Source organism: Kitasatospora sp. NPDC090308, from assembly GCF_044769485.1.
GTDB classification, from domain to species: Bacteria; Actinomycetota; Actinomycetes; order Streptomycetales; family Streptomycetaceae; genus Kitasatospora; species Kitasatospora fiedleri.
The window spans coordinates 379,704-402,896 of record NZ_JBIVXY010000003.1; the positions used below are offsets into that span (position 1 = coordinate 379,704).

Sequence of the window (23,193 nt, forward strand, 5' to 3'; positions counted from 1 at the left end):
CCACACCCATGCGCGCAAGCCGAGGCACCTCCCGCAGCGGACCGCCCGCCCCCAGCCACCCGCGCGGCCCCGCCCGCACCCGGCCCGGCGCACCCCGGCGCGGGGCCCACGCCGGGCCGCCCGCCGACGAGACGCCGCTCACCGCCCCGGCGCCCGCCCGGCCCGGGCTGCGGCCGCGCACCGTCCGGGCCCGGATCGTCGCCGTGCTGATGGTCCCGGTGGTGTCCGTGATGGCGCTGTGGGCGTTCGCCACCGTCACCACCGCCGGCGACGTCCGGGACCTGCGGCGGATCAAGAGCGTCGACGCCGCCCTGCGCACCCCCCTCGACCGCACCGCCGCCGCCCTCCAGGCCGAACGCGCCGCCGCCGGACAGTTCCTCGCCGCCCCCGGCCCCGACCAGGAGGCCGCGCTGCGCGGCACCGCCCGGCAGACCGACCTGGCCGCCGCCCCGCTCACCCTGGCCCCCGACTACAACCGCGCCGACGCCGAAGGGCTCGGCCCCGAGGCCGCCGGCCGCCTCGACACCCTCGGCCGCGCCGTCGCCGCCCTCCCCGCGCTGCGCGCCCGCCTGCTCGACCGCGACGTCCCCTGGAGCGACGCCTTCACCGTCTACACCGCCGCCGTCGACGACGCCCTCGCCGTCACCGGCTCGCTCACCGCGCTCCAGGACCACCGGGTCGCCGCCGACGCCCGCGTCCTGCTCGAACTCGCCCGCTCCCGCGAGCAGCTCGCCCGCGAGGACGCCCTGCTGCGCGCCGCCCAGCGCGCCGGCCGGCTCACCGAGGCCGGGTACCGGCAGATCGTCCAGGCCGCGTACGCCCGCGCCCAGTTCGAGCGGACCGCCGTCCCCGACCTGCGCCCCGCCGACCGGGCCGCGCTCGCCGTCCTCACCGACGGCCCCGAGTACCAGGAACTGCGCCGCTACGAGGAGGCGTTGCTGGCCGCCGCCGACCCGGACGCCGCCCTCGCCGCCGTCCCCGCCACCCGCTGGGCCGCCGTCACCGACACCACCGGGCAGGCCCTGGCCGCCCTCGAACGGCAGGCCGGCGCGACCGCCGCCGCCCGCGCGGACCCGTACGCGCTGGGCCTGTTCACCCCCTCCGGCGCCACCGTGCTGCTCGGCCTGCTCGCGGTCCTCGCCTCGCTGCTGGTCTCGGTCCGGGTCGGCCGCGGCCTGGTCGCCGAGCTGCACGCCCTGCGCAACTCGGCGCTCGAACTCGCCGGGCGCACCCTGCCCGCCACCATGCGCAGGCTGCGCTCCGGCGAGGAGGTCGACGTGGACGCCGAGGTGCCGCCGCGCGAGCACGGCGGCGACGAGATCGGCCAGGTCCACCAGGCCCTCGACAGCGTCCAGCGGGCCGCCGTCACCGCCGCCGTCGAACGCGCCGAGGTGCTCTCCGGCGTCTCCGGCGTGTTCGTCAACCTGGCCCGCCGCAGCCAGGTCCTGGTGCACCGCCAACTCACCCTGCTGGACGCGATGGAGCGCCGCACCGAGGACCCGGCCGAACTGGACGACCTGTTCAAGCTCGACCACCTCACCACCCGGATGCGCCGCCACGCCGAGGGCCTGATCATCCTCTCCGGCGCCGCCCCCGGCCGGGCCTGGCGCAAGCCCGTCCCGCTCACCGACGTGGTCCGGGCCGCCGTCGCCGAGGTCGAGGAGTACGCCCGGGTCGACGTCCACCGCCTCCCGCCCGCCGCCGTCACCGGCCCCGCCGTCGCCGACCTCACCCACCTGGTCGCCGAACTCGTCGAGAACGCCACCGGGTTCTCGCCCCCGCACACCAAGGTCCAGATCCGCGGCGAACAGGTCGGCAACGGCTACGCCCTGGAGATCGAGGACCGCGGCCTCGGCATGGGCCCCGAAGCACTCGCCGACGCCAACCGGCGGATCGACGCCAGCGAACAGGTCGACCTCTTCGACAGCGACCGCCTCGGCCTGTTCGTGGTCAGCCGGCTCGCCAAGCGGCACGGCGTCCGGGTCTCGCTGCGCCCCTCCGCGTACGGCGGCACCACCGCGATCGTGCTGCTGCCGCTCGACCTGCTCGACCTGCGTGAGGGTGACAACCTCTCGGACGTGCGGGAGTTGGCCGCCGTTCCCGAACTCACGCCGACGGTACGGACGTTGTCCCAGGCGCTCGCCCCGGTCCCGGCTCCGGCCCCGGCTCCGGCCCCGGCGCCGAACCCCGCCGGGTCGCGCCCGCGGTCCGCGCCGTCCGCGCCGCCCGCTCCGGTGGTTCCGGCCGCCGCCGTCGGGCCGGAGGGCGAACTCCCGCGCCGGGTGCGGCAGGCCAGCCTCGCCCCGCAGCTGCGCGACGCCCCCGCCCCGGCCCGCCCCGGGCTGCGCCCCGCCGACCGGGCCGCCGACCGTGACCCCGAGCAGGCCCGCACCGCGATGGCCGCGTTCCAGCGCGGCTGGCAGCGCGGCCACGCCCAGCCGCCCGCGGACCGGCCCGCCGGCCGGCCCGCCGACCACCCCGCCGACCGCAACGACTTCGACAGAGGAGACCGGGCCCGATGATCGGCACCCCCCACCAGAGCGGCGAACTCAACTGGCTGCTGGACGAGTTGGCCACCCGGGCCGCCCGGGTCAGGTTCACCGTCGTGCTCTCCGCCGACGGACTGCCGATGGGCAACTCCACCGGCCTCGGCCGCGAGGACGCCGAGCACCTGGCCGCCGTCGCCTCCGGCTTCCGCAGCCTGGCCAAGGGCGCCGGACGGCACTTCGACGCGGGTGAAGTCCGCCAGACCATGGTCGAGTTGGAGCGCGGCTACCTGTTCGTCGCCGCCGGACAGGGCTCCTGCCTGGCCGTCTTCGCCGAACCCGACGCCGACCTCGGCCTGGTCGCCTACGAGATGGCCCGCCTGGTCCGCCGGGTCGGCGAACACCTGCACGCCGCCCCGCGCGGCTTCTAGTGCCGCATCGGGCGACCTCCGCCCCGTCGCGGAGCGGTGTCCGGTGCGTGCGGCGGGAACGCGCGCACCGGGCACCACTCCGCGACGGGGCCCGGACCGGCCGGACCGGCACCGCACCGCCCAGTAGCCAGTAGCCAGTAGTACGTCGACCGTCCGTCAGAAGGGGTGACCTCCGATGGCCTACCCGCCCCGGCGCTACCTGCCCGGCTCCCCGTTCGGCTACCCGCCGCCGCCCGCCCGCCCCGTCCAGTGGTACGACGAGGACGCCGGTCCGATGGTCCGCCCCTACGCGCTCACCAAGGGCCGTACCCGCCCCGGCCGGTCCTTCGACCTGATCGCGCTGGTCGTCACCGACGTCCCCGACCCGACCGTGCTGCCGGTCGGCCCCGAGCAGGCCGCCATCCTGGCGGTCTGCCGGGGCAACGCCCTCTCCGTCGCCGAGATCGCCGCCGACCTCGACCTGCCGCTCGGCGTGGTCCGGGTGCTGCTCGGCGACCTGCTCGACGCCGAACTCATCCGGGTCAGCCGCCCCGTCCCGCCGGAGCTGCTCCCGCACGAACACGTCCTCCAGGAGGTCATCCATGGGCTCCGCGCCCTCTGACAGCACCGACCTGGCCCTGAAGATCCTGGTCGCGGGCGGCTTCGGCGTCGGCAAGACCACCCTGGTCGGGGCCGTCAGCGAGATCAAACCCCTGCGCACCGAGGAGCAGTTGACCGCCGCCGGCACCCACGTCGACGACCTCGGCGGCGCCGAGCGCAAGACCACCACCACGGTCGCCATGGACTTCGGCCGGATCACCATCCGCGCGGGCCTGTCCGTCTACCTGTTCGGCACCCCCGGCCAGGACCGCTTCTGGTTCCTCTGGGACGAACTCGCCCGGGGCGCCCTCGGGGCCGTCGTCCTCGCCGACACCCGCCGCCTCACCGACTGCTTCCCCGCCGTCGACTTCTTCGAGCACCGCGGCATCCCCTTCGTGGTCGCCGTCAACCGCTTCGAGGGCAGCCGCGCCTTCCGCCCCGAGGACGTCTCCCGGGCCCTGGACCTCGACCCGGCGACCCCCGTGGTGCTCTGCGACGCCCGCGAACGGGCCTCCGGCAAGGACGTCCTGATCAGCCTGGTCGAACACGCCGGGAAGGCGCACGCGGCCCGGGTGCTGGCCCGGACCCGCGGCTGACCGGACCCGCGGCTGACCGGGGACGGACCGGCGGGGACGGACCGGCGGGGACGGACCGGAAAGGGGGAGGCCGGGGCGGGCCCGCGCCGCTAGCATGACCGGCATGTTCCCCACCCGTGACTAGGGACCGCACCGCGACCGCACGCCGCACCCGGCGTCGCGGTCGCTCCGGCGTCCCCGTCCACCGGCGCACCGCGTGCGCCGTCCCCGCTGAGGAACCACTCCGCCATGTCCGCGTCCTACCTGGCCGTGCTGCGCGCCCCCGGCGCCGCCCGGCTCCTCCCGGCCGCCCTGCTCGGCCGCCTCTCCTACGGCACCCTGCCGCTCTCCCTGCTGCTCGCCACCGCCGCCACCACCGGCTCGTACGCCCGGGCCGGCTGGCTGACGGCCCTGTTCTCGGCGGTCAGCGTCCTGCTCTTCCCGACCCGCGCCGGACTGGTCGACCGGTACGGGCCGCGCCGGGCCCTGCCGCCGATGGCCGCCGGGTACGCCGCCGCCCTGCTCGCGCTGGCCGCCGCGACCTGGCGCCCCGGCGTCCCCTACCCGGCGCTGCTGGGCCTCGCCGCCGCCGCGGGCGTCCTCGCCCCGCCGCTCGGGCCGGTCACCCGGGCCCAGTGGAGCGTGCTGGCCGCCGATCCCGAACTGCGGCGCCGGGCCTACAGCCTGGACACCGTCGCCGAGGAACTCCTTTACGTCACCGGCCCGTTGCTGGCCGGGCTGCTCGCCGCCGCGGCCCGCCCGGCCGCCGGGGTGCTGCTCAGCGCCGCCCTCGTCCTGGGCGGCACGCTGACCCTGGCGGCGGTGGCCGTCCAGGTGCCCGTCCCGGTGGCCGTCCCGGTGCCGGTCCGGGGCGCGGCGGCCACCGCGCGCTCCGGCACCCGGCACCTGCCGGCCCGGGCCCGGCAGCCGCTGTCCGCCGCGGCGGGCGCCGGTGCGGGCCTGGCGGCGTTCTCGCTGCTGGCGGTGGTCTTCGCCGGGCGCCACGGCAGCGCCGCGGACGTCGCCTGGGTGGAGGCGGCGCTGGCCGCCGGCAGCGCTACCGGCGGGCTGGTGCTCGGCGCGGTCGACTGGCGCGCCCCGGCCGCCACCCGGCTCACCGTGCTGACCGCGGCCCTCGCCGCCGCCCTCGCCCTCGCCGCCCTCGCGCCCACCCTCCCGGCCCTGGCCGCCGTCGCCGCGCTGGCCGGCCTCGCCGTCGCCCCGACCCTCACCACCGCCTACCTCCTCACCGACGAACTCGCCGCCCCCGCCGAACGCACCCGGGCCGGGGCCTGGGTCAACTCCTCCTTCAACGCCGGGAGTTCCACCGCCACCGCGCTCACCGGCGCGCTGCTCGCCCACCTCCCGCTGTCCAGCTGCCTGCTGCTCGCCGCCACCCCGCCGCTGGCCGCCCTCGCGCTGCGCCGGAGGGCGTAGCCGCCGGACGCCACGGGCCCCCGCCGAAACTCCCTCCCGCCGCGACGACGAGTTCCGGCGGCGGGCCCCGTCCCACCTGGTATGACTCGCACCATGACCACCGCCACCACCACCGGTCCCCACCTCGGCCCCGGACCGCTCCGGAGCGCCGGGACACCGGGCCCGACCCGCCACGTCCGCCGGGTGGCCCGATGAGCACCGTCGAGGTCAACGGAACCGTCCTGGGGATCGAGTCCTTCGGCGCCCGCGACGCGCCGCTCCTGCTGCTCGCGGGCGGGCCGACGATGCTCTCCTGGCCCGACGCGCTGTGCGAGCGCCTCGCGGCCGGCGGGCGCCGGGTGGTGCGCTACGACCTGCGCGACAGCGGGGAGTCGGCGACGGCGGACCCGGAGGCGCCCGCCTACACCCTGCGCACCCTGGCCGCCGACGCGGCGGCCCTGGCGGGCGCGCTCGGCGGGGGCCGCGCCCACCTCGCGGGCATCGGGGTCGGCGGGATGGTCGCGCAGGTCGCCGCCCTGGACCACCCGGACGCGTTCGCGGCCCTCACCCTGGTCGGCACCCGCCCGGTCGCCCCCGGCCCGCCCGACCCGGACCTGCCCGACCACGACGGGCCCACCATGGCGCGGCTGTTCGCCGGTTCGATGCCCGACTGGACCGACCGCGCGGCCGTCGCCCGGTTCGCCGCGGCCGGTGCGGAGATCCTGGGCGACGACCCCGCCGCCGCACGGACCACCGCCGCCCGGATCTGGGACCGCGCCTCCGCCACCACGGCCCCCGTCCAACTGGCCAACCACCTGGGCACGGTCTTCGCCCGCCTCGACTGCACCCCCCGCTGGCGCGAACGCCTTCCCGTCCTGTCCCTGCCCGCCCTGGTCGTCCACGGCCGCCGCGACCGCTTCTTCCCGCTCGGCAACGGCGAAGCGCTCGCCCGCGAGATCCCCGGCGCCCGCCTCCTCGTCCTCGACGGGGCCGCCACCGCGCTCCCCGCCACGGCCGCCGCCGAGGTCGCCGCGGCCATGCTCGCCCTCGACCGCCGGGCCCCGACCGACTGAGCCCGACGGCCGGTTCGGTCGGCCGGTTCAGCCGGTCGGCTCAGTCGGTCGGCTCAGTCGGCTGGTTCAGTCGGTCGGTTCAGCCGGTCGGCCCGGTGCGCGCGGGGGAGTGGAACGGGCCGCCGGGGGCGAAGGCGTGGGCGGCGAAGCGCTCGCCCATGCGGCGGTAGGCGGCGGGGGAGGGGTGCAGTCCGTCGGGGAGGTCGTCGGTGTCGGCCGGGCCGAGCAGCTCCCGTCCGTCGAGGTGGTGCAGGTGGGGGTCGTGCGCCTGCCGGAGGGCCACGATCCTGGCCAGCTCGTCGCGGACCACCTGGAGCGAGAGCGCCCCGCGCTCCAGCTCGGCCGGGTCGCCCAGGGCGGTGATCCTCCCGTCCGGGCCCACCGAGGTCGGGCCGGGGCGGGTGTCGAGGGCGGGGCAGCTCACCGGGGAGACCACCAGCAGCGGGGTGTCCGGGTGCCCGTCCCGGATCGTGTCCAGGAAGCCGTGCACCGCCGGGCCGAAGGTCCGCAGCCGGAAGGCGGCCAGGCCCACGATGTTGATGCCCGTCTTGAGGCTGATCAGGTCGGCGGGCAGGTCGCGGATCGTCCGGGCGACGTAGGGGTCCAGCAGGTCGTTGCCCGGCTGGCTGAGGTTGGTCACCTCCACGCCCCCGAGCCTGGCCGCCACCACCGGCCAGGTGCCGGTGGGCCCGTCGGCGCCGGGGCAGTGGCTGATCGAGCTGCCGTGGTGCACCCAGCGGGGCCGGCCGTCGGGCAGCGGGGCCAGGACCTCGCCGTCGGCGCGGAGCGCCACCAGCTCGGTGGGGGTCTGCTGCGGCAGCCAGAGTTCGATCCGCTTCATCCCGGCCGGCAGCCCGGCGAAGCGCACCGTCCCCGGCTTCCCCGGCACCAGCCGCTGCTCGGCCCCGGGGCCCGCCATCCGCAGCACGTGGCCCAGCGGCGCCCGGCGGCGGTCGACCAGGGCGCCGTCCACCGTCAGTTCCAGCATCCCGGGCGGCTGCGGCTCGGGGGCGCCGTCGAGCTGCCCCGTGGAGGTGAGCACCTCGAACTCCAGCACCCGCGCGTCGGTGCGGAACACCAGCCGCACCCCCGAGGGCAGCAGGGTGCCGCCGTAGACCGACCGGTCCTGGTACTGCTCCTTGGTCCAGGCGGGCAGCCGGCGCGGCATCACCCCCGCCGGCGTCCGCTCCAGGTCCAGCGCGCCGCGCACCTCCACCGGCCCGTCCACCAGCGGATACTCCCGGATGGCCACCACTGTCATCGCTCCTCGGCTCCGGCCCGCTCGACCCGTCCGGCCCGCTCGACCGCCCGGCCGGACCGGCCGGGGCCGGCGGGCTCCTCACCGAACCTACTGCCCCCGAACCGCCGTGCTCAGTGCCGCCGGGCGCGGGCCGCGCACCGGCTTCTCGGCGACGGCCGGGTTGAGCAGCCAGGAGACCCGGGCACCGGAGGCGTGGACGGCGGCGGCCGGGAGGGGGTCGGGGTGAGCCGGAGGAGCCAGCGGCGGAAGGTGACGGCGGTGAACACCAGGGCGCAGGAGCGGAGCATCCGGGCCCGGTGGGCGGCGAGGCGGCGAGGCGGCGGTGGCGGGCGTGGTGCAGGCCGAGGGCGGTGGTGGCCAGGGTGGGCAGGGCGAGGACGGTGAAGCCGAGCGGCGCGACGGGCGGGTGGAGGCCGTGCGGGGCGGGGAGCAGGCCGCCGGTCGACCCGGGCCCGCCGGCGGCGCTCACCGTCCGCGAGCGCGAGGTGCTGCGGCCGGCCGCCGAGGGGCACCCCGACGGGGAGATCGCCGCGCTGCTGCACCTCGCCGAGTCCACCGTGAACACGCACGTCAAGCGGGTCCTGGGCAAGCTCGGCGCGCGCGCGACCGCTCGCAGGCGGTGGCCGTCGCGTACCGGCACGGCCTGATGGGCGCGCAGCCCTACCGGCCGGGCGGGCCCGGCGTTCCGTGACACTCCGTCACCGGCGGGGTGCCGGTCGATCGCGCCGGTACGGTCGTACATTGAGCGGATGATCGTGGAGAACGGGCCGGGGCCCGCGCGGCCGGAGCGCTACGGGTGGGGCCCGTCCGGGCGGCGGCTCGCCGACCAGGGCCGCTGGGACGAGCTGCTGGAGCGCTTCCGGCTGGCCCGGGCGCTCGGCGACCCGCTCTCCGGGCCGCTCGGCCACCTGGTCGCGTACGGCGCGCCCGCCGCCCTCGCCGCCCGGCTGTTCGACCCCGACGGCGGGCCCGGCGCCCCCGCGACCGCCGCCGACCACGACGCCGGACCGCTCTGGGAGGTGCTGGCCACCCGCCACCCCCGGCCCGTCCTGGACGCCCTCCCGCTGCCGCCCGCGATCCGCCGCCTGGCCGCGCACACCCGCGCCCTGCTCGGCGAGGACCCCGGCGACGACACCCCGGACGAGACCGGGGTCCCGTACCGGCTCCAGCCCTGGGAGGAGGGCGGCTGGGAGCGCGACACCCGGGTCCGCGAGTACCTGCCCGGCGGCGGGGCCCGGCGCGCCCTGCACCTGGCCCCGCCCACCCGGGAAGGGCTCGCTGTCCTCGAACTCCCCAACCCCGGCGCCCGGTTGACCGGCCTCGCGGCCACCGAGGCGCTCGCCGCCCTGGCCGGCTGGACCACCGCCGTCTGCGTCCGGGGCCGCGCCGCCGACGCAGCCGCCCAACTCGCCGGCGGCCCCGAGGTCACCGGCGGTCGGCTCCCGTTCGCCGCCCTCTACCCCGCTCTGGTCCACCTCGCCTCCGCCCGCCCCGACCGCGGCACCGCCCAGGGCCGCCTCGCCGTCTGGCGGCTCCTCACCGCGATGGACGGCGCCACCGCCCCCTCCCGCCCCCGCGCCGAGGCCCTGGTCGCCCGCCTGCACTGCCTCGCCTGGACCGAGCCCGCCGACGACCTCCGCCACCTCCACCTCGCCCTGGAGGACCCCGCCACCGGCCTCGCCTGGGCCCTCTCCGGCACCACCCCCGACCCGGCCTGACCGCGCCTGTCCGTGCCTGACCGGGCCTGACCGGGTCTCAGGGCCCTTCCGTGCTCCGGCTCAGGAGCCGGTGACGGGCTGCTGCGCGGAGGGGGCCGGCGACTGCGCGGGCAGGTCGGCGGGCGCGGGGACGGCGGTGGCGGTCTCGTCGTAGGGGAGCGCGCCGGAGAGGACGGCGGTCAGCCGGATGCGGTCGAGTTCGCCCGTCCAGTGGCCGATCAGGACGGTGGCGACCGCGTTGCCCGCGAAGTTGGTGAGCGCCCGGGCCTCGGACATGAAGCGGTCGATGCCGACGATCAGGCCGACGCCGTCGACGAGTTCCGGCTTGTGCGACTGCAGGCCGCCGGCCAGCGTGGCCAGGCCCGCACCGGTCACGCCCGCCGCGCCCTTGGAGGCGAGCACCATGAACAGCAGCAGGGAGAGCTGCTCGCCCAGCGACATCGGCCTGTCCATCGCCTCCGAGACGAAGATCGACGCCATGGTGAGGTAGATGGCGGTGCCGTCCAGGTTGAAGCTGTAGCCGGTGGGCACCGTGATGCCGACCACCGGGCGGCTCACCCCGAGGTGCTCCATCTTGGCGATCAGCCGCGGCAGCGCGCTCTCCGAGGAGGACGTCGACAGGATCAGCAGGAACTCCCGGCCGAGGTAGCGCAGCAGGGCGAACACGTTCACCCCGGCGGCCAGCCGCAGCAGCAGGCCCAGCACCACGACCACGAACAGCACGCAGGTGGCGTAGAAGCCCATCATGATCACCGCGAGGCTCTTCAGCGCGGCGGTGCCGGTCGCCCCGACCACCGCCGCCATCGCGCCGAACGCGCCGACCGGCGCCACCCACATGATCATCGACATCACCTTGAACACCAGCTTCTGCAGGTGCTCCACCCCGCGCAGCACCGGCGCCCCGGCCGCGCCCAGCGCCTGCAGCGCGAACCCGACCAGCAGCGCCACCAGCAGGGTCTGCAGCACCTGGCCCGCGGTCAGCGCCGAGACCAGGGTGGTCGGGATGATCCCGAGCAGGAAGTCGGTGGTGGACTCCGCGCCCGCCGCGGCCTGCGCGTGGCCCGAATCGGCCAGCGCCGCCGTCAGGTGCAGGCCGCTGCCCGGCTCCAGCAGGTTGCCCACCAGCAGGCCGATGCCCAGCGCGACCGTCGAGGTCAGCAGGAAGTACCCGAGCGCCAGACCGCCGACCCGGCCGACCTTCGCCGCCTTGGTCACCGAGCCCACGCCCAGCACGATCGTGCAGAAGATCACCGGGGAGATCATCATCTTGATCAGGTTGACGAAGCCGGTGCCGACCGGCTTCAACTCCACCGCGAACCCCGGCGCCGCCAACCCGACCACCACGCCCGCGACCACCGCGGCGATCACCGCCAGGTACAGGTAGGGGGTGCGGTCGGCCCTTCTCGCGCCGGACGGTGCTCCGTGCTGGGTCGGCTCCATGCTCGCGGCTCCTTCGCCGTAGGCTCGGTTCACGCCCCGGGGGAGGGCGCCCGGCCCGTGGGTGGCGGGCCGCGCACGACTATCCGGCCGGGCCGCGACCGGAGCACGCTTGCGTTCATACTGTTCACGCCCTTGCGGCCGCCACCGCCACCGCCACCGTCGCCGCCACTGCCGCCCCCGCCGTCCGCGAACGGCCTTCGGCGCACCGGCCCCGGCGTGCACACTGGTCGGCATGCACCCGACCAGCAGCCCGCCGCCGTCCCGCCGCCGGCGCAGCCTGGCCGCCCGGCTGCTCGCCGTCCAGGTCGTGATCGTCGCGGCCGTGGTCGCGGGCGGCGCCGTCCTGGCCTACCTGTTCACCGCCCAGCGCGCCGAGGACGCCGCCCTCCGGCAGGCCACCGCCGTCGCCCTCGCGGTCGCCGACACCCCCACCGTCCGGGAGGCCGCCGTCCGGCCCGACCACAGCACCGTCCTACAGCCCTACGCCGAGCAGGTCCGGGCCGACACCGGCGTCGACTTCATCACCGTCATGGACCCGGACGGCATCCGCTGGACCCACCCCGACCCCGGCCGGATCGGCCTGCCCTTCCTCGGCCACACCGACCGGGCCCGGGCCGGCCGCACCCAGCACGAGACGTACACCGGCACCCTCGGCCCGTCCGTCCGGGTCGTCACCCCCGTCCTCGACCAGCGGCACCGGGTGGTCGCCCTGGTCAGCGCGGGCATCACCGTCGACAACATCACCGCCCGGCTGCGCACCCCGCTGCTCGCCCTGACCGGCGTCGCCGCCGCCGCGCTCGCCCTCGGCGCCGCCGCCAGCTACCTGCTCGCCGCCCGGCTGCGCCGGCACACCCACGGCATGGACGCCGAACAGCTCGCCCACCTGTACGACTACCACCAGGCGACGCTGCACTCCGTCCGCGAGGGACTGCTGCTGCTCGACCGCGACCACCGCGTCCTGCTGTGCAACGACGCCGCCCGCGAACTCCTCCAACCTGCCGATTCAGTAGACGGTTTGACGGTGCGTCAGCTCGACCTGCCGGAGTCGCTCACCCGCGCGCTGGAGAGCGCCGAACCGGTCCGGGGCGAGGTGCACCTGACCGCCGAGCACGTCGTGCTGCTCAACACCTCCCCGGTCGGGCCCGGCCTCGGCACCGTGGTCACCCTCCGCGACCACACCGAACTCCAGGGGCTCACCGGCGAGTTGGACAACGTCCGGGGCATCGCCGCGGCCCTCGACGCGCAGGCCCACGAGGCCGCCAACCGGCTGCACGCCGTGGTCTCGCTGATCGAACTCGGCCGCCACCGCGAGGCGGTGGAGTTCGCCACCGCCGAACTCGCCCTCGCCCAGCGGCTCACCGACCAGGTCGTCGGCGCCGTCGGCGAACCCGTGCTCGCCGCCCTGCTGCTGGGCAAGGCCGCCCAGGCCGCCGAACGCGGCATCGACCTGCACCTCACCGAGGACAGCCGGATCGACGACGGCGTGCTGCCCGACCGGCTCACCCCGCGCGACCTGGTCACCCTGCTCGGCAACCTGATCGACAACGCCATGGACGCCGCCGTCGAGAACGCCGCCCACGCCGCCCCCGAAGTCCGCGTCACCGCCCGCACCGACCACGGCCACCTGCTGCTGCGGGTCGCCGACAGCGGCCCCGGCGTCGACCCCGCCGCCGCCGAGGACGTCTTCCGGCGCGGCTGGACCACCAAGCAGCACGGCCGCGGCCTGGGCCTCGCGCTGGTCGCCCAGACCGCCCGCCGCAACGGCGGCGACGTCCGGCTCGGCGGCCGACCCGAGGGCGAATCCGGCGGCGTACCCGGTGGTGGTCCCGGCGGGCACGGGGAGCGCGGCGCCGTGCTCACCGTCCGGCTCCCGCTGCACCTCCCGGCCCGGCGCGAGGCGGTGGAGGCCCGGTGACCGGACAGCCGATCCGCGTCCTGGTGGTCGAGGACGACCCGGTCGCCGCCGACGCCCACGCCCGCTACACCGCCCGCACCCCCGGCTTCGCGGTCGCCGCCGTCGCCCACTCCCGGGCCGAGGCGGTCCGCGCCCTGGAGCGGGCCCGCACCGCCGGCGCCCCCGTCGACCTGGTCCTGCTCGACCTCTACCTGCCCGACGGCCACGGCCTGCAACTGTGCGCCGCGCTGCGCGCCGCGGGCCACGGCGCGGACGTCATCGCCGTCACCTCCGCCCGCGACCTCGCCATGGTCCGGCAGGCCGTCAGCGCGGGCGTCGTCCAGTACCTGCTGAAGCCCTTCGGCGCCGCCGCCCTGGGCGACCGCCTGCGCCAGTACGCCCGCTACCGGGCCAACCTCGACCGGCCCGGCCGGGCGCTCGGCCAGGACGAGGTGGACCGGGCGCTGGCCCTGCTGCGCGGCAGCGACCGCAGCAGCCTCCCCAAGGGCCTGTCCGCCGACACCCTCGACACCGTCGCCGCCGCGCTGCGCGCCGCCCCCGACGGCCTCTCGGCCGGGGCCGCGGGCGAGGCCACCGGCGTCTCCCGGATCACCGCCCGCCGCTACCTCGAACACCTGGTCGCCACCGGCCGCGCCACCCGCGAGCCCCGCTACGGCCAGGTCGGCCGCCCCGAGCTGGGCTACCGCTGGAGCGGCGGCTGAGGCGTCCCGGACCGGGCCGCGCTGGCCGCCGGGTGGCCGGGCCGCCGGGTGGTTCAGGCGCGCTCGGCGAGGACCAGGTAGCGGGTCGGCTCGTCGACGTAGGAGAGCGGGGCCCAGCCGTTGGCGGCGAGCAGCGGGAAGAGGTGCTCGCGGGCGCGCAGGTCGTCGGGGGTGAGCGGGCGGCCCTTGCGGGCGGCCAGCGCGGCCCGGCCGAGCGGGTGGAAGAGCGCGAGCCGGCCGCCGGGGCGGGTGACCCGGGCGAGTTCGCGCAGGCCGGCGGCGGGGCCGGGCAGGTGGGAGATCAGCCCCGCGCCGAACACCAGGTCGGCGACCGCGTCGGGCAGCGGCAGCCGGGTGCAGTCGGCCAGCAGCAGGGCGGCGTCCGCGCGGTGGGCGCGGGCCCGGTCGAGCATCTCGGGCGTCAGGTCGACGCCCAGGACGGTGCCGTCCGGGCCGACGGCGGCCCGCAGCAGCGGGAGGGCGCGTCCGGTGCCGCAGCCCGCGTCCACCGCGAACTGCCCCGGGGCCAGGCCGGTGTCGGCGATCGCGGCGGCGTAGCGCGGGCTGTCGTCGGGGTACGTGCTGTCCCAGCGGGCGGCGCGTTCGGCGAAGAAGGCGCGGGTCCCGGCCAGTTCGCGGGTGTGGGCGGCGGACGGCGGGGGCGGCGAAGTGTCCATGGACGGGAGGGTACTTGGGCGGGGGAGCGGCCGGGCGGCGGCCGTGACCCGGGGCGCTCCGGCTCGTTGGAGGGGCGGGGGGTCCGTCGGGGTGTCCAGCGGTGCCCGATCGGGGGAGCCGGGCTGTCGCGCTCACCCGGACGGGTGATCAAAGGGCCCGGCGGCGGCGAGCGCCGACCCCTCGGAGATAAAGTTAGGCTTACCTAACTTCCCAAGGGAGCTCCTGCTGTGACCCTCACCGTCGGCACCCCCGCCGCACCGGCCGGCGACGCGATCCTGCGCCGCCAGCGCATCCGCGAATCGGCCGCCCGCACCTACGCCCGGTCCTTCCCGATCGTCCCGGTGCGCGCGAACGGCATGACGGTGGAGGGCGCCGACGGACGCCGCTACCTCGACTGCCTCTCCGGCGCCGGCACCCTCGCGCTCGGCCACAACCACCCGGTGGTGCTCGACGCGATCCGCCGCACCCTGGACAGCGGCGCCCCCCTGCACCTGCTCGACCTCGCCACCGCCGAGAAGGACGACTTCACCACCGCCCTGCTGGAGAGCCTCCCGGAGAAGTTCGCCGCCCGGTCCCGGGTGCACTTCTGCGGCCCGGCCGGCACCGACGCCGTCGAGGCCGCCCTCAAGCTGATGCAGACCGCCACCGGCCGGCGCGGCGCCCTCGCCTTCACCGGCGCCTACCACGGCATGACCGCCGGCGCCCTCGCCGTCACCGGCAACACCGCCGTCAAGGCCCCGCTGCCCAGCGGCGGCGAGGTCACCCGGCTGCCCTACCCCTACGCCTACCGCTGCCCGTTCGGCGTCGGCGGCGAACGCGGCGCCGAACTCGCCGCCGCCTACACCGAGCGCCTGCTGGACGACCCGGCCGGGGGCGTGCTGCCGCCCGCCGCGATGATCCTGGAAGCCGTCCAGGGCGAGGGCGGCGTCGTCCCCGCCCCCGATGCCTGGCTGCGCGAGATGCGCCGGATCACCGCCGAACGCGGCATCCCGCTGATCCTGGACGAGGTGCAGACCGGCGTCGGCCGCACCGGACGGATGTGGGCCGTCGAGCACAGCGGCATCGAACCCGACGCGATGGTGCTCTCCAAGGCCATCGGCGGCAGCCTCCCGCTCGCCGTCGTGGTCTACCGCGACGAGTACGACGGCTGGCAGCCCGGCGCCCACACCGGCACCTTCCGCGGCAACACCCTGGCGATGGCGGCCGGCGCCGCCACCCTCCGGTACGTGGCCGCCAACGGCCTGGTCGCCCGGGCCGAGACCGTCGGCGCCCGGATCGCCGCCCGCCTCGACGGCGCCCGCGACCGCCTCCCGGTGATCGGCGACGTCCGCGGCCGCGGCCTGATGCTCGGCGTCGAACTCGTCGACCCCGCGGGCACCCCCGACAGCTGCGGCGCCCACCCCGCCGACCCGCGCCTCGCCGTCCGGGTCCGCGAAGCCTGCCTCGCCCGCGGCCTGATCGTCGAACTCGGCGGCCGCCACGACGCCGTCCTGCGGCTGCTGCCCCCGCTCACCATCACCGACGAGCAGGCCGAGGCCGTCCTCGAACGGCTCTGCGAGGCGATCGAGTCCGCGATGCGGCAGCCGGGCGACAAGTGATATCCAGGACACCGGACGTGACGGAACGTCATGTGCAGCATCGGATGGGAAGGTTGGCGGGCGGGGCATGAGCGGGACGACCGAACTCTCCGGCGAGCACGCCGAATTCTCCGGCAGGACGACCGAACTCTCCGACGGGCGCGCCGAACTCTCCGGCGGAACCGCCGGGCCGGCGGCCCTGCGGCCGCTGATCGACGAGGTGCTGGCTGGGCTCGCGGCCGGCGCGGCGCGGCGCGGCGGGCCGATCGCCCCCGGGGCGCCGGAGGAGGTCGCGGCGGCCGTCCGGGAGGCGCTGGCCGGGGCCCGGGGGCCGTCCGCGCTGGGCGAGTTGGCGCACCTGCTGGCCTACGGCGCCGCCGACCCGGCCGACCCCGGGTGCGCCGCGCACCTGCACTGCCCGCCGCTGGCCGTCGCGGTCGCCGCGGACCTCGCCGTCAGCGCGCTCAACCCGTCCCAGGACTCCTGGGACCAGGCCCCCGCCGCGACCGCGCTGGAGAGCGAACTGCTCGCCGAACTCGCCGCGTCGGTCGGCTTCCACCCCGACCGGGCGGCTGGGGTGCTGACCACCGGCGGTACCGAGTCCAACCTGATGGGCCTGATGCTGGCCCGCGACCAACGCCTCGGACCCGACGTCGAGTTGAACGGTCTGCCGGCCGGGGTCCGCCCCCGCATCCTGGCCTCCGAAGCCGCGCACTTCTCCGTCCAGCGCGCCGCCGCCCTGCTCGGCCTCGGCGAACGCGCCGTCCGCACCGTCCGGGTCGACCGCCAACTGCGGATGGACCCGGGCGCGTTGGCCGACGCCTTCGCCGAAGCGGGCCGGGAGGGCGCCACCCCCCTCGCGGTGGTCGCCACCGCCGGCACCACCGACACCGGCGCGATCGACCCGCTCCCCGCCATCGCCGACCTCGCCGCCCGCCACGGCACCTGGCTGCACGTCGACGCGGCCTACGGCGGCGGCGCCCTCTTCTCCGAACGCCTCGCGCCCCTCCTCGACGGCATCGACCGGGCCGATTCGGTCTCCCTCGACTGGCACAAACTCGGCTGGCAACCCGCCGCCGCCGGCGTCTTCCTGGCCCGCGAGGCCCGCACCTACGCCTCGCTCGCCCGCCGCGCGGTCTACCTCAACCCCGCCGACGACGAGGAAGCCGGCTACCCCAGCCTGCTCGGCCAGTCCCTGCGCACCACCCGCCGCCCCGACGCCTTCAAACTCGCCGTCACCCTCCGCGCCCTCGGCCGGGAAGGACTCGGCGCCCTGGTCGACCGCTGCCACCGGAGCGCCCTACGGGCAGCCGAACTCATCCGCGCCACACCCGAGTTGGAACTCCACTGCGACCCGGTCCTGACCACCGTGGTCTTCCGCTACCTCCCCCCCGACCCGGCGGACAGCGACCGGATCAACGCCCAACTCCGCCGCGACCTCCTCCGCACCGGCCGAGCCGTGATCGGCCGCACCGAAACCCCCGGCCACGGCCCGGGCCGAATCCGCCTCAAACTGACCCTGCTCAACCCCCACACCACTGAAGCCGACCTGACCGCCCTCCTGCACGCGGTGGTCGACGCCGGCACCAAGATCCACGACTAGCCCTCCGGCCGGGACGAATCCTTCCGGCCACGCCACCGGACGGCTGTCCGGCCGACCACGCGCCAGCAGCGGCCATGCCAGTACGCGGTACCGAGAGCGTCGGCGAGGTCGGTCGCCGCACCATGGAGGTCCTCCGAGGCGACCGGCACCACCTTGTCGCGCAGCGACCACATGCGGTGGAGCGGCTCACTCGGCCGGTCCGCACCGTCGCCGACGACATGCTCGATCGCCTGGTGGAACGGTCTCCCGCCCGCCGGCGGGCTCGGGCACATCGTGCTGGACGATCCGCAACCATGGCAGGACCACGGCTGCTTCGTCCCCGAGCCGCGGGAGGCGGTCGTCCCGTGGTCTCGGCCGGTTCGCGCGACAGGCCCCGGCTGTCTCCGGACGCACCTCAAGGCGCGGGGGCCGTCCCGCCCGCGCGGCGGTGGGTTCGGTCAGAGCCCTTTCAGGAGGATCTCGCGGAGGGTCTCCCACTGGTCCGGGTCGGTGGCGACGAGGAGGCCGTTGGTGCCGCCGGGGGGTTCGGGGCGGTAGGGGGTGCCGTCGAAGCGGGCGCTGCGGCCGCCCGCTTCGGTGACGAGGAGGGAGCCGGGGGCGTGGTCCCAGGGGAGGGTGCGCCAGTAGAGGACGAAGTCGTGGGCGCCGGTGGCGATCAGGGGGTACTCGATGCCGGCGGCGCCGCGGCCGGGGTCGAGGGGGCCGAGGGCGAGTGTGTTGGCGAGCAGGCGGTGGCCGGTGGGCGGGGCGAAGTAGCGGGTCTTGAGGATGCCGGTCCACTTCTCGGGGGCGGTGGTGGCCTTGGGGAGGGTGAGCCGCCGGTCGTCGCGCCAGGCGCCGGAGCCGAGTTCGGCGGTGTACGCGGTGCGGGTGCAGGGCTGCCAGATCCAGGAGGCGACGGTCTCGCCCTGGCGGACCAGGGAGGCCATCACCGCGTACGTGGGCCGTCCGGCGACGAAGTTGCGGGTGCCGTCGACCGGGTCGACCAGCCAGGCGGCGGGTTCGGTGGACAGGGCGCGGGCGAGGTCGGGGTCGGCGGCGACGGCCTCCTCGCCGACGACCGGGACGGGGAGCAGTTCGCGCAGGCGGCGGGCGATGATCCGTTCGGCCTCCCGGTCGGCGACGGTGACGATCTCGCCGGGGGCCTTCTCCATCACCTCGCCGTCGGTCAGCGCCCGGAACCTCGGTTCGACCGCCTCCGCCGATGCCTCGACGAGGATCTCGGTGACCTTCTCCATCAACACGCCCGTGCTCCCTTCACCGACCCCACTCTCCCACGCCGGGGCGGTACGGACGGTGCGCAGGTGGCGGGTGGGGCGGGCGTCGGCGGCCGGGCGCGGTTCAGTCCTCGGTGAGGCAGTCGTACTCGGCGCGCACCCGGCGGTCCATGGCGAGCGCGAACTGGGCGTCGTTGACGGCCCGGGCGAGCGGGCGGACGCGCTGGATCTGCTCGGTGAGCCGGGCCGCCTCGGCGGGCGTGAGGTCCTGGACCCGGGTGAGCGCGCCGAGCAGCCGGTCGCGGATCAGGGCGACGAAGATGTCGGCCATCGCGTCCGCGTACTCGCTGGCCCGGCGGCTGACGTCCAGGACGGCGGCCAGCGGCACGCCCTCGTCGACCAGGGCGACGGTGGCGTCCATCAGGCGGCGGCTGACGTGGGTGATGCCGTCGGGGTGGACGGTGATGTAGCCCTGGGCGATGGACTCGGCGGTGTTGGCCTCGGTGAGCTGGTCGCCGAACGCGGCGCGCAGCTCGTCCCAGTCGAGGTGGACCGGCGTCTCGTCGGACCAGGGGGCGACCAGCGCGGCCTGGAGCCCGATCAGTTCGGCGACGTCCCGGCCGTCCTCGCCGGCGCCGATCAGTTCGGCGATGCCGCCCAGGGCGTGTCCGCGGTCGAGGAGTTCGGCGATCAGGCGCAGCCGGGCCAGGTGCTCCTCGCCGTACCAGGCGATCCGGCCCTCCTTGCGGGGCGGCTGGAGCAGGCGGCGCTCGCGGTAGAAGCGGACGGTGCGCACGCTGACGCCGGCCGCCTCGGCCAGTTCGGCGACGCGGTAGGCGCGGGGGCGCTCGTGGTCCTGTTCGGTCTCCGCCACGCCGGTCAGCATAGGGCCGTCGGGCGGCGCGGAAACAGTCGCGTCCCGCGCTATTCCACTCGGTGTCAACAAGGGCTACTCTGCCAAACGCGCCAGTGATTACTGGCAGCGTCGGCGGGCCCACCCGAAGCACGCGCACCACCCCCGGGACCGCCCGCAGCACCGCCGGCCACCCGCACCCCCCACCCTCGCCAGGAGGCCCGCCCATGGCACCCCGCAGCAAGAAGCCCACCGCACCCGCGCCCGACCGCCCGGACGGCACCGGGCCCGCGCCGCACGTCCGGGTCGCCGTCATCGGCTCCGGCTTCGGCGGCCTCGGCGCCGGCGTCCGGCTGCGCCGGGCCGGCATCACCGACTTCGTCATCCTGGAGCGCGCGGACTCCGTCGGCGGCACCTGGCGCGACAACTCCTACCCGGGCTGCGCCTGCGACGTCCCCTCGCACCTGTACTCGTTCTCGTTCGCGCCCAACCCCGAGTGGCCCCGGGTCTTCTCCGGCCAGCCCGACATCCGCGCCTACCTGGAGCGGGTCGCCGACACCTTCGGACTCCGCCCGCACCTGCGCTTCGGCGCCGAGGTCACCGAACTGCGCTGGGACGAGGAGCACACCCGCTGGCAGGTCACCACCGCGGTCGGCAACTGGACCGCCGACGCCGTGGTCTCCGCCGCCGGACCGCTCGCCGACCCGCAGATCCCCGACCTGCCCGGCCTGGACGCCTTCCCCGGCAAGGTCTTCCACTCCTCCCGCTGGGACCACGACTACGACCTCGCCGGCAAGCGGGTCGCCGTGGTCGGCACCGGCGCCTCCGCCGCCCAGATCATCCCCGCCATCCAGCCCGCCGTCGGCCGCCTGACGGTCTTCCAGCGCACCCCCGCCTGGGTCCTGCCGCGCGCCGACCGCGAGGTCAGCGGCCTGGAGAAGTGGCTGCACGCCAAGCTCCCGCCGACCGGACTGCTGCGCCGCGCCGGGCTGTTCGCGATGCGCGAGCTCCAGGTCGACGCGTTCGTCCGCCGCCCGCAGCTGCTCAAGCTCGTCCAGCAGGTCGCCCTGCGGCACCTGCGCAAGGCCGTCGCCGACCCGGCCCTGCGCGCCACCCTCACCCCCGACTACCGGATCGGCTGCAAGCGCATCCTGCTCAGCAACACCTACTACCCGGCGCTCGCCGCCCCCAACACCGAGGTGGTCCGCGGCGGCCTGCGCGAACTGCGCGGCTCCACCCTGGTCGGCGCGGACGGCAGCGAGCACGAGGTCGACGCGATCGTGTTCGGCACCGGCTTCCACGTCACCGACCTGCCGATCGCCGAACGGGTCTTCGGCACCGGCGGCACCGCCCTCGCCGAAGCCTGGAAGGACGGCATGGAGGCGCTGCGCGGCTCCACCGTGCGCGGCTTCCCCAACCTGTTCTTCCTGATCGGCCCGAACACCGGACTCGGCAACAACTCGATGATCCTGATGATCGAGTCCCAGCTGAACTACCTGATCGACGCCCTCACCACCCTCGACTCGGTCGGCGCCACCGCCATGCAGCCCACCGAGCGCGCCCAGCGCCGGTGGAACCTGGAACTCCAGCACAAGATGGGCCGCACCGTGTGGACCACCGGCGGCTGCCGCAGCTGGTACCTCGACGAGGGCGGCAAGAACACCGTGCTCTGGCCCGCCTCCACCAGCGCCTTCCGCCGCGCCACCCGGCACGTCGACCTCGCCGAGTACGAACTCGTCAAGCGCACCGCCCCGCAGGCCGCGCCCGAGGCCGAGGCGGTGTCCGCGTGAGCCGCCGCATCCCCGCCGACTGCGTGCTGCCCGACCCGGCGGCCGTGCGCACCGTCCGCTCCGCCGACGGCGCCGAGCTCAACGTCGAGGAGTACGGGCCCGCCGGCGCGCCGCTGGTCGTGCTCGCCCACGGCTGGACCTGCTCCACCGCGTTCTGGGCGCCGGTCGTCAACCGGCTCGCCGCCGACTTCCGGGTGGTCGCCTACGACCAGCGCGGACACGGCCGCAGCCCCGCCCCGGCCGGCCCCGCCGGGTACGCCACCGCCAAGCTCGCCGAGGACCTCGAAGCGGTGCTCACCGCCACCGTCCCCGACGGGCGGCGCGCCGTGGTCGTCGGGCACAGCATGGGCGGCATGACCATCATGGCCGCCGGCGACCGCCCCGCCGTCGCCGCCCGCACCGCCGCCAACGTGCTGGTCAACACCGGCCCGGGCGCGCTGATCGCCGAACTGACCGTGCTGCCGCCCGCCGTCCGGGCCAAGGCGCTGCGCCGCTTCCTGCACCGGCAGATCCTGCGCTCCCGGCTCCCGCTCGGCCCCGTCACCGGCCTCACCCGGGCCGCGCTCAAGTACGCCACCATGGGCCCCGCCACCCCCGCCGACCGGGTCGAGGCCTGCGCGCAGGTGGTGCACGCCTGCCCGGCCAGGGTCCGCTTCCACTGGGCGACCGTGCTCGACACCCTCGACGTGCAGGACGGGCTGGCGAAGCTCACCGCCCCCACCGCCGTCATCGCCGGCAGCCACGACCGGCTCACCCCGCCGGTCCACGCCCGCCGGATCGCCGCCGCCCTCGCCGACCCGCGCGGCCTGCTCGAACTGCCCGGCACCGGGCACATGAGCCCGCTGGAGCGGCCCGCCGAGGTCGCCGCCGAGATCCGCCGCGTCGCCGCCCTGGCCACCGCGGAACCGCCGACCGCGGAAGCACCGACCGCAGCACCGCTGACCGCAGAACCGCTGGAGGAGACCGCATGACCCCGCCGCTGTCCTCGCAGGTCGTCGTCATCACCGGAGCCGCCCGCGGCCTCGGCGCGCTGATGGCCCGCAAGCTGTCCGAACGCGGTGCCAAGGTCGCGCTGGTCGGCCTGGAGCCCGCCGAACTCAAGGCGGTCGCCGCCCAGTGCGGCCCGCACGCCTCCGCCTGGGAGGCCGACGTCACCGACCTGGACGCCCTCACCGACACCGCGAACCGGATCAAGGACCGCTACGGGCGGATCGACGCCGTGGTCGCCAACGCCGGCATCGCGCTCGGCGGGCCGATGCAGGACAGCGACCACCGGGCCTGGACCCGGGTGGTCGAGGTCAACCTGTTCGGCTCCGTCGCCACCGCCCGGGCCTTCCTGCCCGCGCTCGCCGAGAGCCGCGGCTACCTGCTGCAGATCGCCTCGCTCGCCGCGCTCACCCCCGCCCCGCTGATGTCCGCGTACTGCGCCTCCAAGTCGGGCGTCGAGTCCTTCGCCCACGCGCTGCGCGCCGAGGTCGCCCACCAGGGCGTCAAGGTCGGCGTCGGCTACCTGAGCTGGACCGACACCGACATGGTGCGCGGCGCCGACCAGGACGCCGTGCTGCGCCAGATGCGGGCCAAGCTGCCCTGGCCCGCCAACAAGACCTACCCGATCGGCCCCGCCGTCGACCGCCTGGTGGCCGGCCTGGCCCGCCGCTCCGCCCACGTCTACGCCCAGGCGTGGCTGCGCGGCATGCAGCCGATCCGCGGCTTCCTGCCCGGCCTGATCGCCGCCGTCGGCTCCCGCGACGTCGCCCGCCTCGCCCCCGAGCTGAAGGCCACCGCCGCCACCCGGCTGGCCCCCGTCGGGGCGGGCGGACAGGCCGACCAGGAGGCCCGGGCGAGCCGGGCGGCCGGGGCGGAGTGACCGGCTGGTGAGA

At 76.5% G+C, this 23,193-nt stretch carries 20 protein-coding genes; 15 read left to right on the plus strand and 5 right to left on the minus strand.

The window, feature by feature from the left end; translation table 11 throughout:
• The first annotated feature begins 8 nt into the window (after positions 1 to 8).
• The 6 genes from ACIQVD_RS09235 to ACIQVD_RS09260 all read left to right on the plus strand — a co-directional run bounded on the left by ACIQVD_RS09235 (position 9) and on the right by ACIQVD_RS09260 (position 6,560).
• Entirely contained in the window at positions 9 to 2,522 is a 2,514-nt protein-coding gene (locus ACIQVD_RS09235; protein ID WP_402287271.1) for a nitrate- and nitrite sensing domain-containing protein, read from the plus strand.
• On the plus strand, positions 2,519 to 2,917 hold the full coding sequence (locus ACIQVD_RS09240) for a roadblock/LC7 domain-containing protein (protein WP_402287273.1): 399 nt from the start codon (positions 2,519 to 2,521) through the stop codon (positions 2,915 to 2,917). Before ACIQVD_RS09235 ends, ACIQVD_RS09240 begins: the two co-directional genes overlap by 4 nt.
• 175 nt (positions 2,918 to 3,092) lie before the next feature.
• A complete protein-coding gene (locus ACIQVD_RS09245) occupies positions 3,093 to 3,518 on the plus strand; it encodes a DUF742 domain-containing protein (RefSeq protein ID WP_402287275.1) in 426 nt (141 codons plus the stop codon).
• Complete coding sequence (locus ACIQVD_RS09250; RefSeq protein WP_402287277.1) at positions 3,499 to 4,092, plus strand: GTP-binding protein; 594 nt, start codon at positions 3,499 to 3,501, stop codon at positions 4,090 to 4,092. Before ACIQVD_RS09245 ends, ACIQVD_RS09250 begins: the two co-directional genes overlap by 20 nt.
• 228 nt (positions 4,093 to 4,320) lie before the next feature.
• The gene (locus tag ACIQVD_RS09255; protein WP_402287280.1) at positions 4,321 to 5,508 is read left to right on the plus strand and encodes an MFS transporter; all 1,188 of its coding nucleotides are present in this window, start codon (positions 4,321 to 4,323) and stop codon (positions 5,506 to 5,508) included.
• Positions 5,509 to 5,699: 191 nt separating this feature from the next.
• A complete protein-coding gene (locus ACIQVD_RS09260) occupies positions 5,700 to 6,560 on the plus strand; it encodes an alpha/beta fold hydrolase (RefSeq protein WP_402287282.1) in 861 nt (286 codons plus the stop codon).
• A 79-nt stretch (positions 6,561 to 6,639) separates the two neighbouring features.
• Here ACIQVD_RS09260 and ACIQVD_RS09265 read toward each other — a convergent pair whose 3' ends face one another.
• A complete protein-coding gene (locus ACIQVD_RS09265; protein WP_402287285.1) occupies positions 6,640 to 7,821 on the minus strand; it encodes a GDSL-type esterase/lipase family protein in 1,182 nt (393 codons plus the stop codon).
• 362 nt (positions 7,822 to 8,183) lie between these two features.
• On the opposite strand from ACIQVD_RS09265, the gene ACIQVD_RS09270 reads away from it, so the two are divergent.
• On the plus strand, positions 8,184 to 8,468 hold the full coding sequence (locus tag ACIQVD_RS09270; protein WP_400678959.1) for a helix-turn-helix transcriptional regulator: 285 nt from the start codon (positions 8,184 to 8,186) through the stop codon (positions 8,466 to 8,468).
• A 102-nt stretch (positions 8,469 to 8,570) separates the two neighbouring features.
• The gene (locus ACIQVD_RS09275; protein ID WP_402287287.1) at positions 8,571 to 9,539 is read left to right on the plus strand and encodes a hypothetical protein; all 969 of its coding nucleotides are present in this window, start codon (positions 8,571 to 8,573) and stop codon (positions 9,537 to 9,539) included.
• A gap of 60 nt (positions 9,540 to 9,599) precedes the next feature.
• Here ACIQVD_RS09275 and ACIQVD_RS09280 read toward each other — a convergent pair whose 3' ends face one another.
• Positions 9,600 to 10,979, minus strand: a complete 1,380-nt coding sequence (locus ACIQVD_RS09280) for a cation:dicarboxylate symporter family transporter (RefSeq protein ID WP_402287289.1) — start codon at positions 10,977 to 10,979, stop codon at positions 9,600 to 9,602.
• A 232-nt stretch (positions 10,980 to 11,211) separates the two neighbouring features.
• Between ACIQVD_RS09280 and ACIQVD_RS09285 the strand changes: the two genes are divergently transcribed.
• Both ACIQVD_RS09285 and ACIQVD_RS09290 read left to right on the plus strand, forming a co-directional pair.
• Positions 11,212 to 12,894 (plus strand): ATP-binding protein, encoded by a 1,683-nt coding sequence (locus ACIQVD_RS09285; RefSeq protein ID WP_402287291.1) that lies wholly within the window; start codon positions 11,212 to 11,214, stop codon positions 12,892 to 12,894.
• Positions 12,891 to 13,595: a response regulator gene (locus ACIQVD_RS09290; protein ID WP_400678963.1), complete on the plus strand. Its 705-nt coding sequence runs from the start codon at positions 12,891 to 12,893 to the stop codon at positions 13,593 to 13,595. Before ACIQVD_RS09285 ends, ACIQVD_RS09290 begins: the two co-directional genes overlap by 4 nt.
• A gap of 53 nt (positions 13,596 to 13,648) precedes the next feature.
• On the opposite strand, the gene ACIQVD_RS09295 is transcribed toward ACIQVD_RS09290, so the two are convergent.
• Positions 13,649 to 14,272 (minus strand): class I SAM-dependent methyltransferase, encoded by a 624-nt coding sequence (locus ACIQVD_RS09295; protein WP_400678964.1) that lies wholly within the window; start codon positions 14,270 to 14,272, stop codon positions 13,649 to 13,651.
• A gap of 228 nt (positions 14,273 to 14,500) precedes the next feature.
• Between ACIQVD_RS09295 and ACIQVD_RS09300 the strand changes: the two genes are divergently transcribed.
• Both ACIQVD_RS09300 and ACIQVD_RS09305 read left to right on the plus strand, forming a co-directional pair.
• Entirely contained in the window at positions 14,501 to 15,871 is a 1,371-nt protein-coding gene (locus ACIQVD_RS09300) for a diaminobutyrate--2-oxoglutarate transaminase family protein (RefSeq protein WP_400678965.1), read from the plus strand.
• A gap of 67 nt (positions 15,872 to 15,938) precedes the next feature.
• Complete coding sequence (locus ACIQVD_RS09305; RefSeq protein WP_402287294.1) at positions 15,939 to 17,453, plus strand: pyridoxal phosphate-dependent decarboxylase family protein; 1,515 nt, start codon at positions 15,939 to 15,941, stop codon at positions 17,451 to 17,453.
• Positions 17,454 to 17,890: 437 nt separating this feature from the next.
• Here ACIQVD_RS09305 and ACIQVD_RS09310 read toward each other — a convergent pair whose 3' ends face one another.
• Complete coding sequence (locus ACIQVD_RS09310) at positions 17,891 to 18,691, minus strand: inositol monophosphatase family protein (protein WP_400679907.1); 801 nt, start codon at positions 18,689 to 18,691, stop codon at positions 17,891 to 17,893.
• 103 nt (positions 18,692 to 18,794) lie between these two features.
• Positions 18,795 to 19,544, minus strand: a complete 750-nt coding sequence (locus ACIQVD_RS09315) for a MerR family transcriptional regulator (protein ID WP_400678968.1) — start codon at positions 19,542 to 19,544, stop codon at positions 18,795 to 18,797.
• 206 nt (positions 19,545 to 19,750) lie between these two features.
• Between ACIQVD_RS09315 and ACIQVD_RS09320 the strand changes: the two genes are divergently transcribed.
• From ACIQVD_RS09320 to ACIQVD_RS09330, 3 genes are read left to right on the plus strand one after another with little or no spacing between them, the layout of a single operon-like run.
• Complete coding sequence (locus ACIQVD_RS09320) at positions 19,751 to 21,313, plus strand: flavin-containing monooxygenase (protein ID WP_400678969.1); 1,563 nt, start codon at positions 19,751 to 19,753, stop codon at positions 21,311 to 21,313.
• Entirely contained in the window at positions 21,310 to 22,284 is a 975-nt protein-coding gene (locus ACIQVD_RS09325) for an alpha/beta fold hydrolase (protein ID WP_400678970.1), read from the plus strand. Before ACIQVD_RS09320 ends, ACIQVD_RS09325 begins: the two co-directional genes overlap by 4 nt.
• On the plus strand, positions 22,281 to 23,180 hold the full coding sequence (locus ACIQVD_RS09330; RefSeq protein ID WP_402287298.1) for an SDR family oxidoreductase: 900 nt from the start codon (positions 22,281 to 22,283) through the stop codon (positions 23,178 to 23,180). Before ACIQVD_RS09325 ends, ACIQVD_RS09330 begins: the two co-directional genes overlap by 4 nt.
• The last annotated feature ends 13 nt before the right edge of the window (positions 23,181 to 23,193 follow it).

What these genes read in the sequence shown, in the direction of transcription:
- ACIQVD_RS09235 (WP_402287271.1), top strand. Translation starts at nt 9, where the DNA reads ATGCGCGCAAGCCGAGGCACCTCCCGCAGCGGACCGCCCGCCCCCAGC.
- ACIQVD_RS09240 (WP_402287273.1), top strand. Translation starts at nt 2,519, where the DNA reads ATGATCGGCACCCCCCACCAGAGCGGCGAACTCAACTGGCTGCTGGAC.
- ACIQVD_RS09245 (WP_402287275.1), top strand. Translation starts at nt 3,093, where the DNA reads ATGGCCTACCCGCCCCGGCGCTACCTGCCCGGCTCCCCGTTCGGCTAC.
- ACIQVD_RS09250 (WP_402287277.1), top strand. Translation starts at nt 3,499, where the DNA reads ATGGGCTCCGCGCCCTCTGACAGCACCGACCTGGCCCTGAAGATCCTG.
- ACIQVD_RS09255 (WP_402287280.1), top strand. Translation starts at nt 4,321, where the DNA reads ATGTCCGCGTCCTACCTGGCCGTGCTGCGCGCCCCCGGCGCCGCCCGG.
- ACIQVD_RS09260 (WP_402287282.1), top strand. Translation starts at nt 5,700, where the DNA reads ATGAGCACCGTCGAGGTCAACGGAACCGTCCTGGGGATCGAGTCCTTC.
- ACIQVD_RS09265 (WP_402287285.1), bottom strand. Translation starts at nt 7,821, where the DNA reads ATGACAGTGGTGGCCATCCGGGAGTATCCGCTGGTGGACGGGCCGGTG.
- ACIQVD_RS09275 (WP_402287287.1), top strand. Translation starts at nt 8,571, where the DNA reads ATGATCGTGGAGAACGGGCCGGGGCCCGCGCGGCCGGAGCGCTACGGG.
- ACIQVD_RS09280 (WP_402287289.1), bottom strand. Translation starts at nt 10,979, where the DNA reads ATGGAGCCGACCCAGCACGGAGCACCGTCCGGCGCGAGAAGGGCCGAC.
- ACIQVD_RS09285 (WP_402287291.1), top strand. Translation starts at nt 11,212, where the DNA reads ATGCACCCGACCAGCAGCCCGCCGCCGTCCCGCCGCCGGCGCAGCCTG.
- ACIQVD_RS09295 (WP_400678964.1), bottom strand. Translation starts at nt 14,272, where the DNA reads ATGGACACTTCGCCGCCCCCGCCGTCCGCCGCCCACACCCGCGAACTG.
- ACIQVD_RS09305 (WP_402287294.1), top strand. Translation starts at nt 15,939, where the DNA reads ATGAGCGGGACGACCGAACTCTCCGGCGAGCACGCCGAATTCTCCGGC.
- ACIQVD_RS09310 (WP_400679907.1), bottom strand. Translation starts at nt 18,691, where the DNA reads ATGGAGAAGGTCACCGAGATCCTCGTCGAGGCATCGGCGGAGGCGGTC.
- ACIQVD_RS09320 (WP_400678969.1), top strand. Translation starts at nt 19,751, where the DNA reads ATGGCACCCCGCAGCAAGAAGCCCACCGCACCCGCGCCCGACCGCCCG.
- ACIQVD_RS09330 (WP_402287298.1), top strand. Translation starts at nt 22,281, where the DNA reads ATGACCCCGCCGCTGTCCTCGCAGGTCGTCGTCATCACCGGAGCCGCC.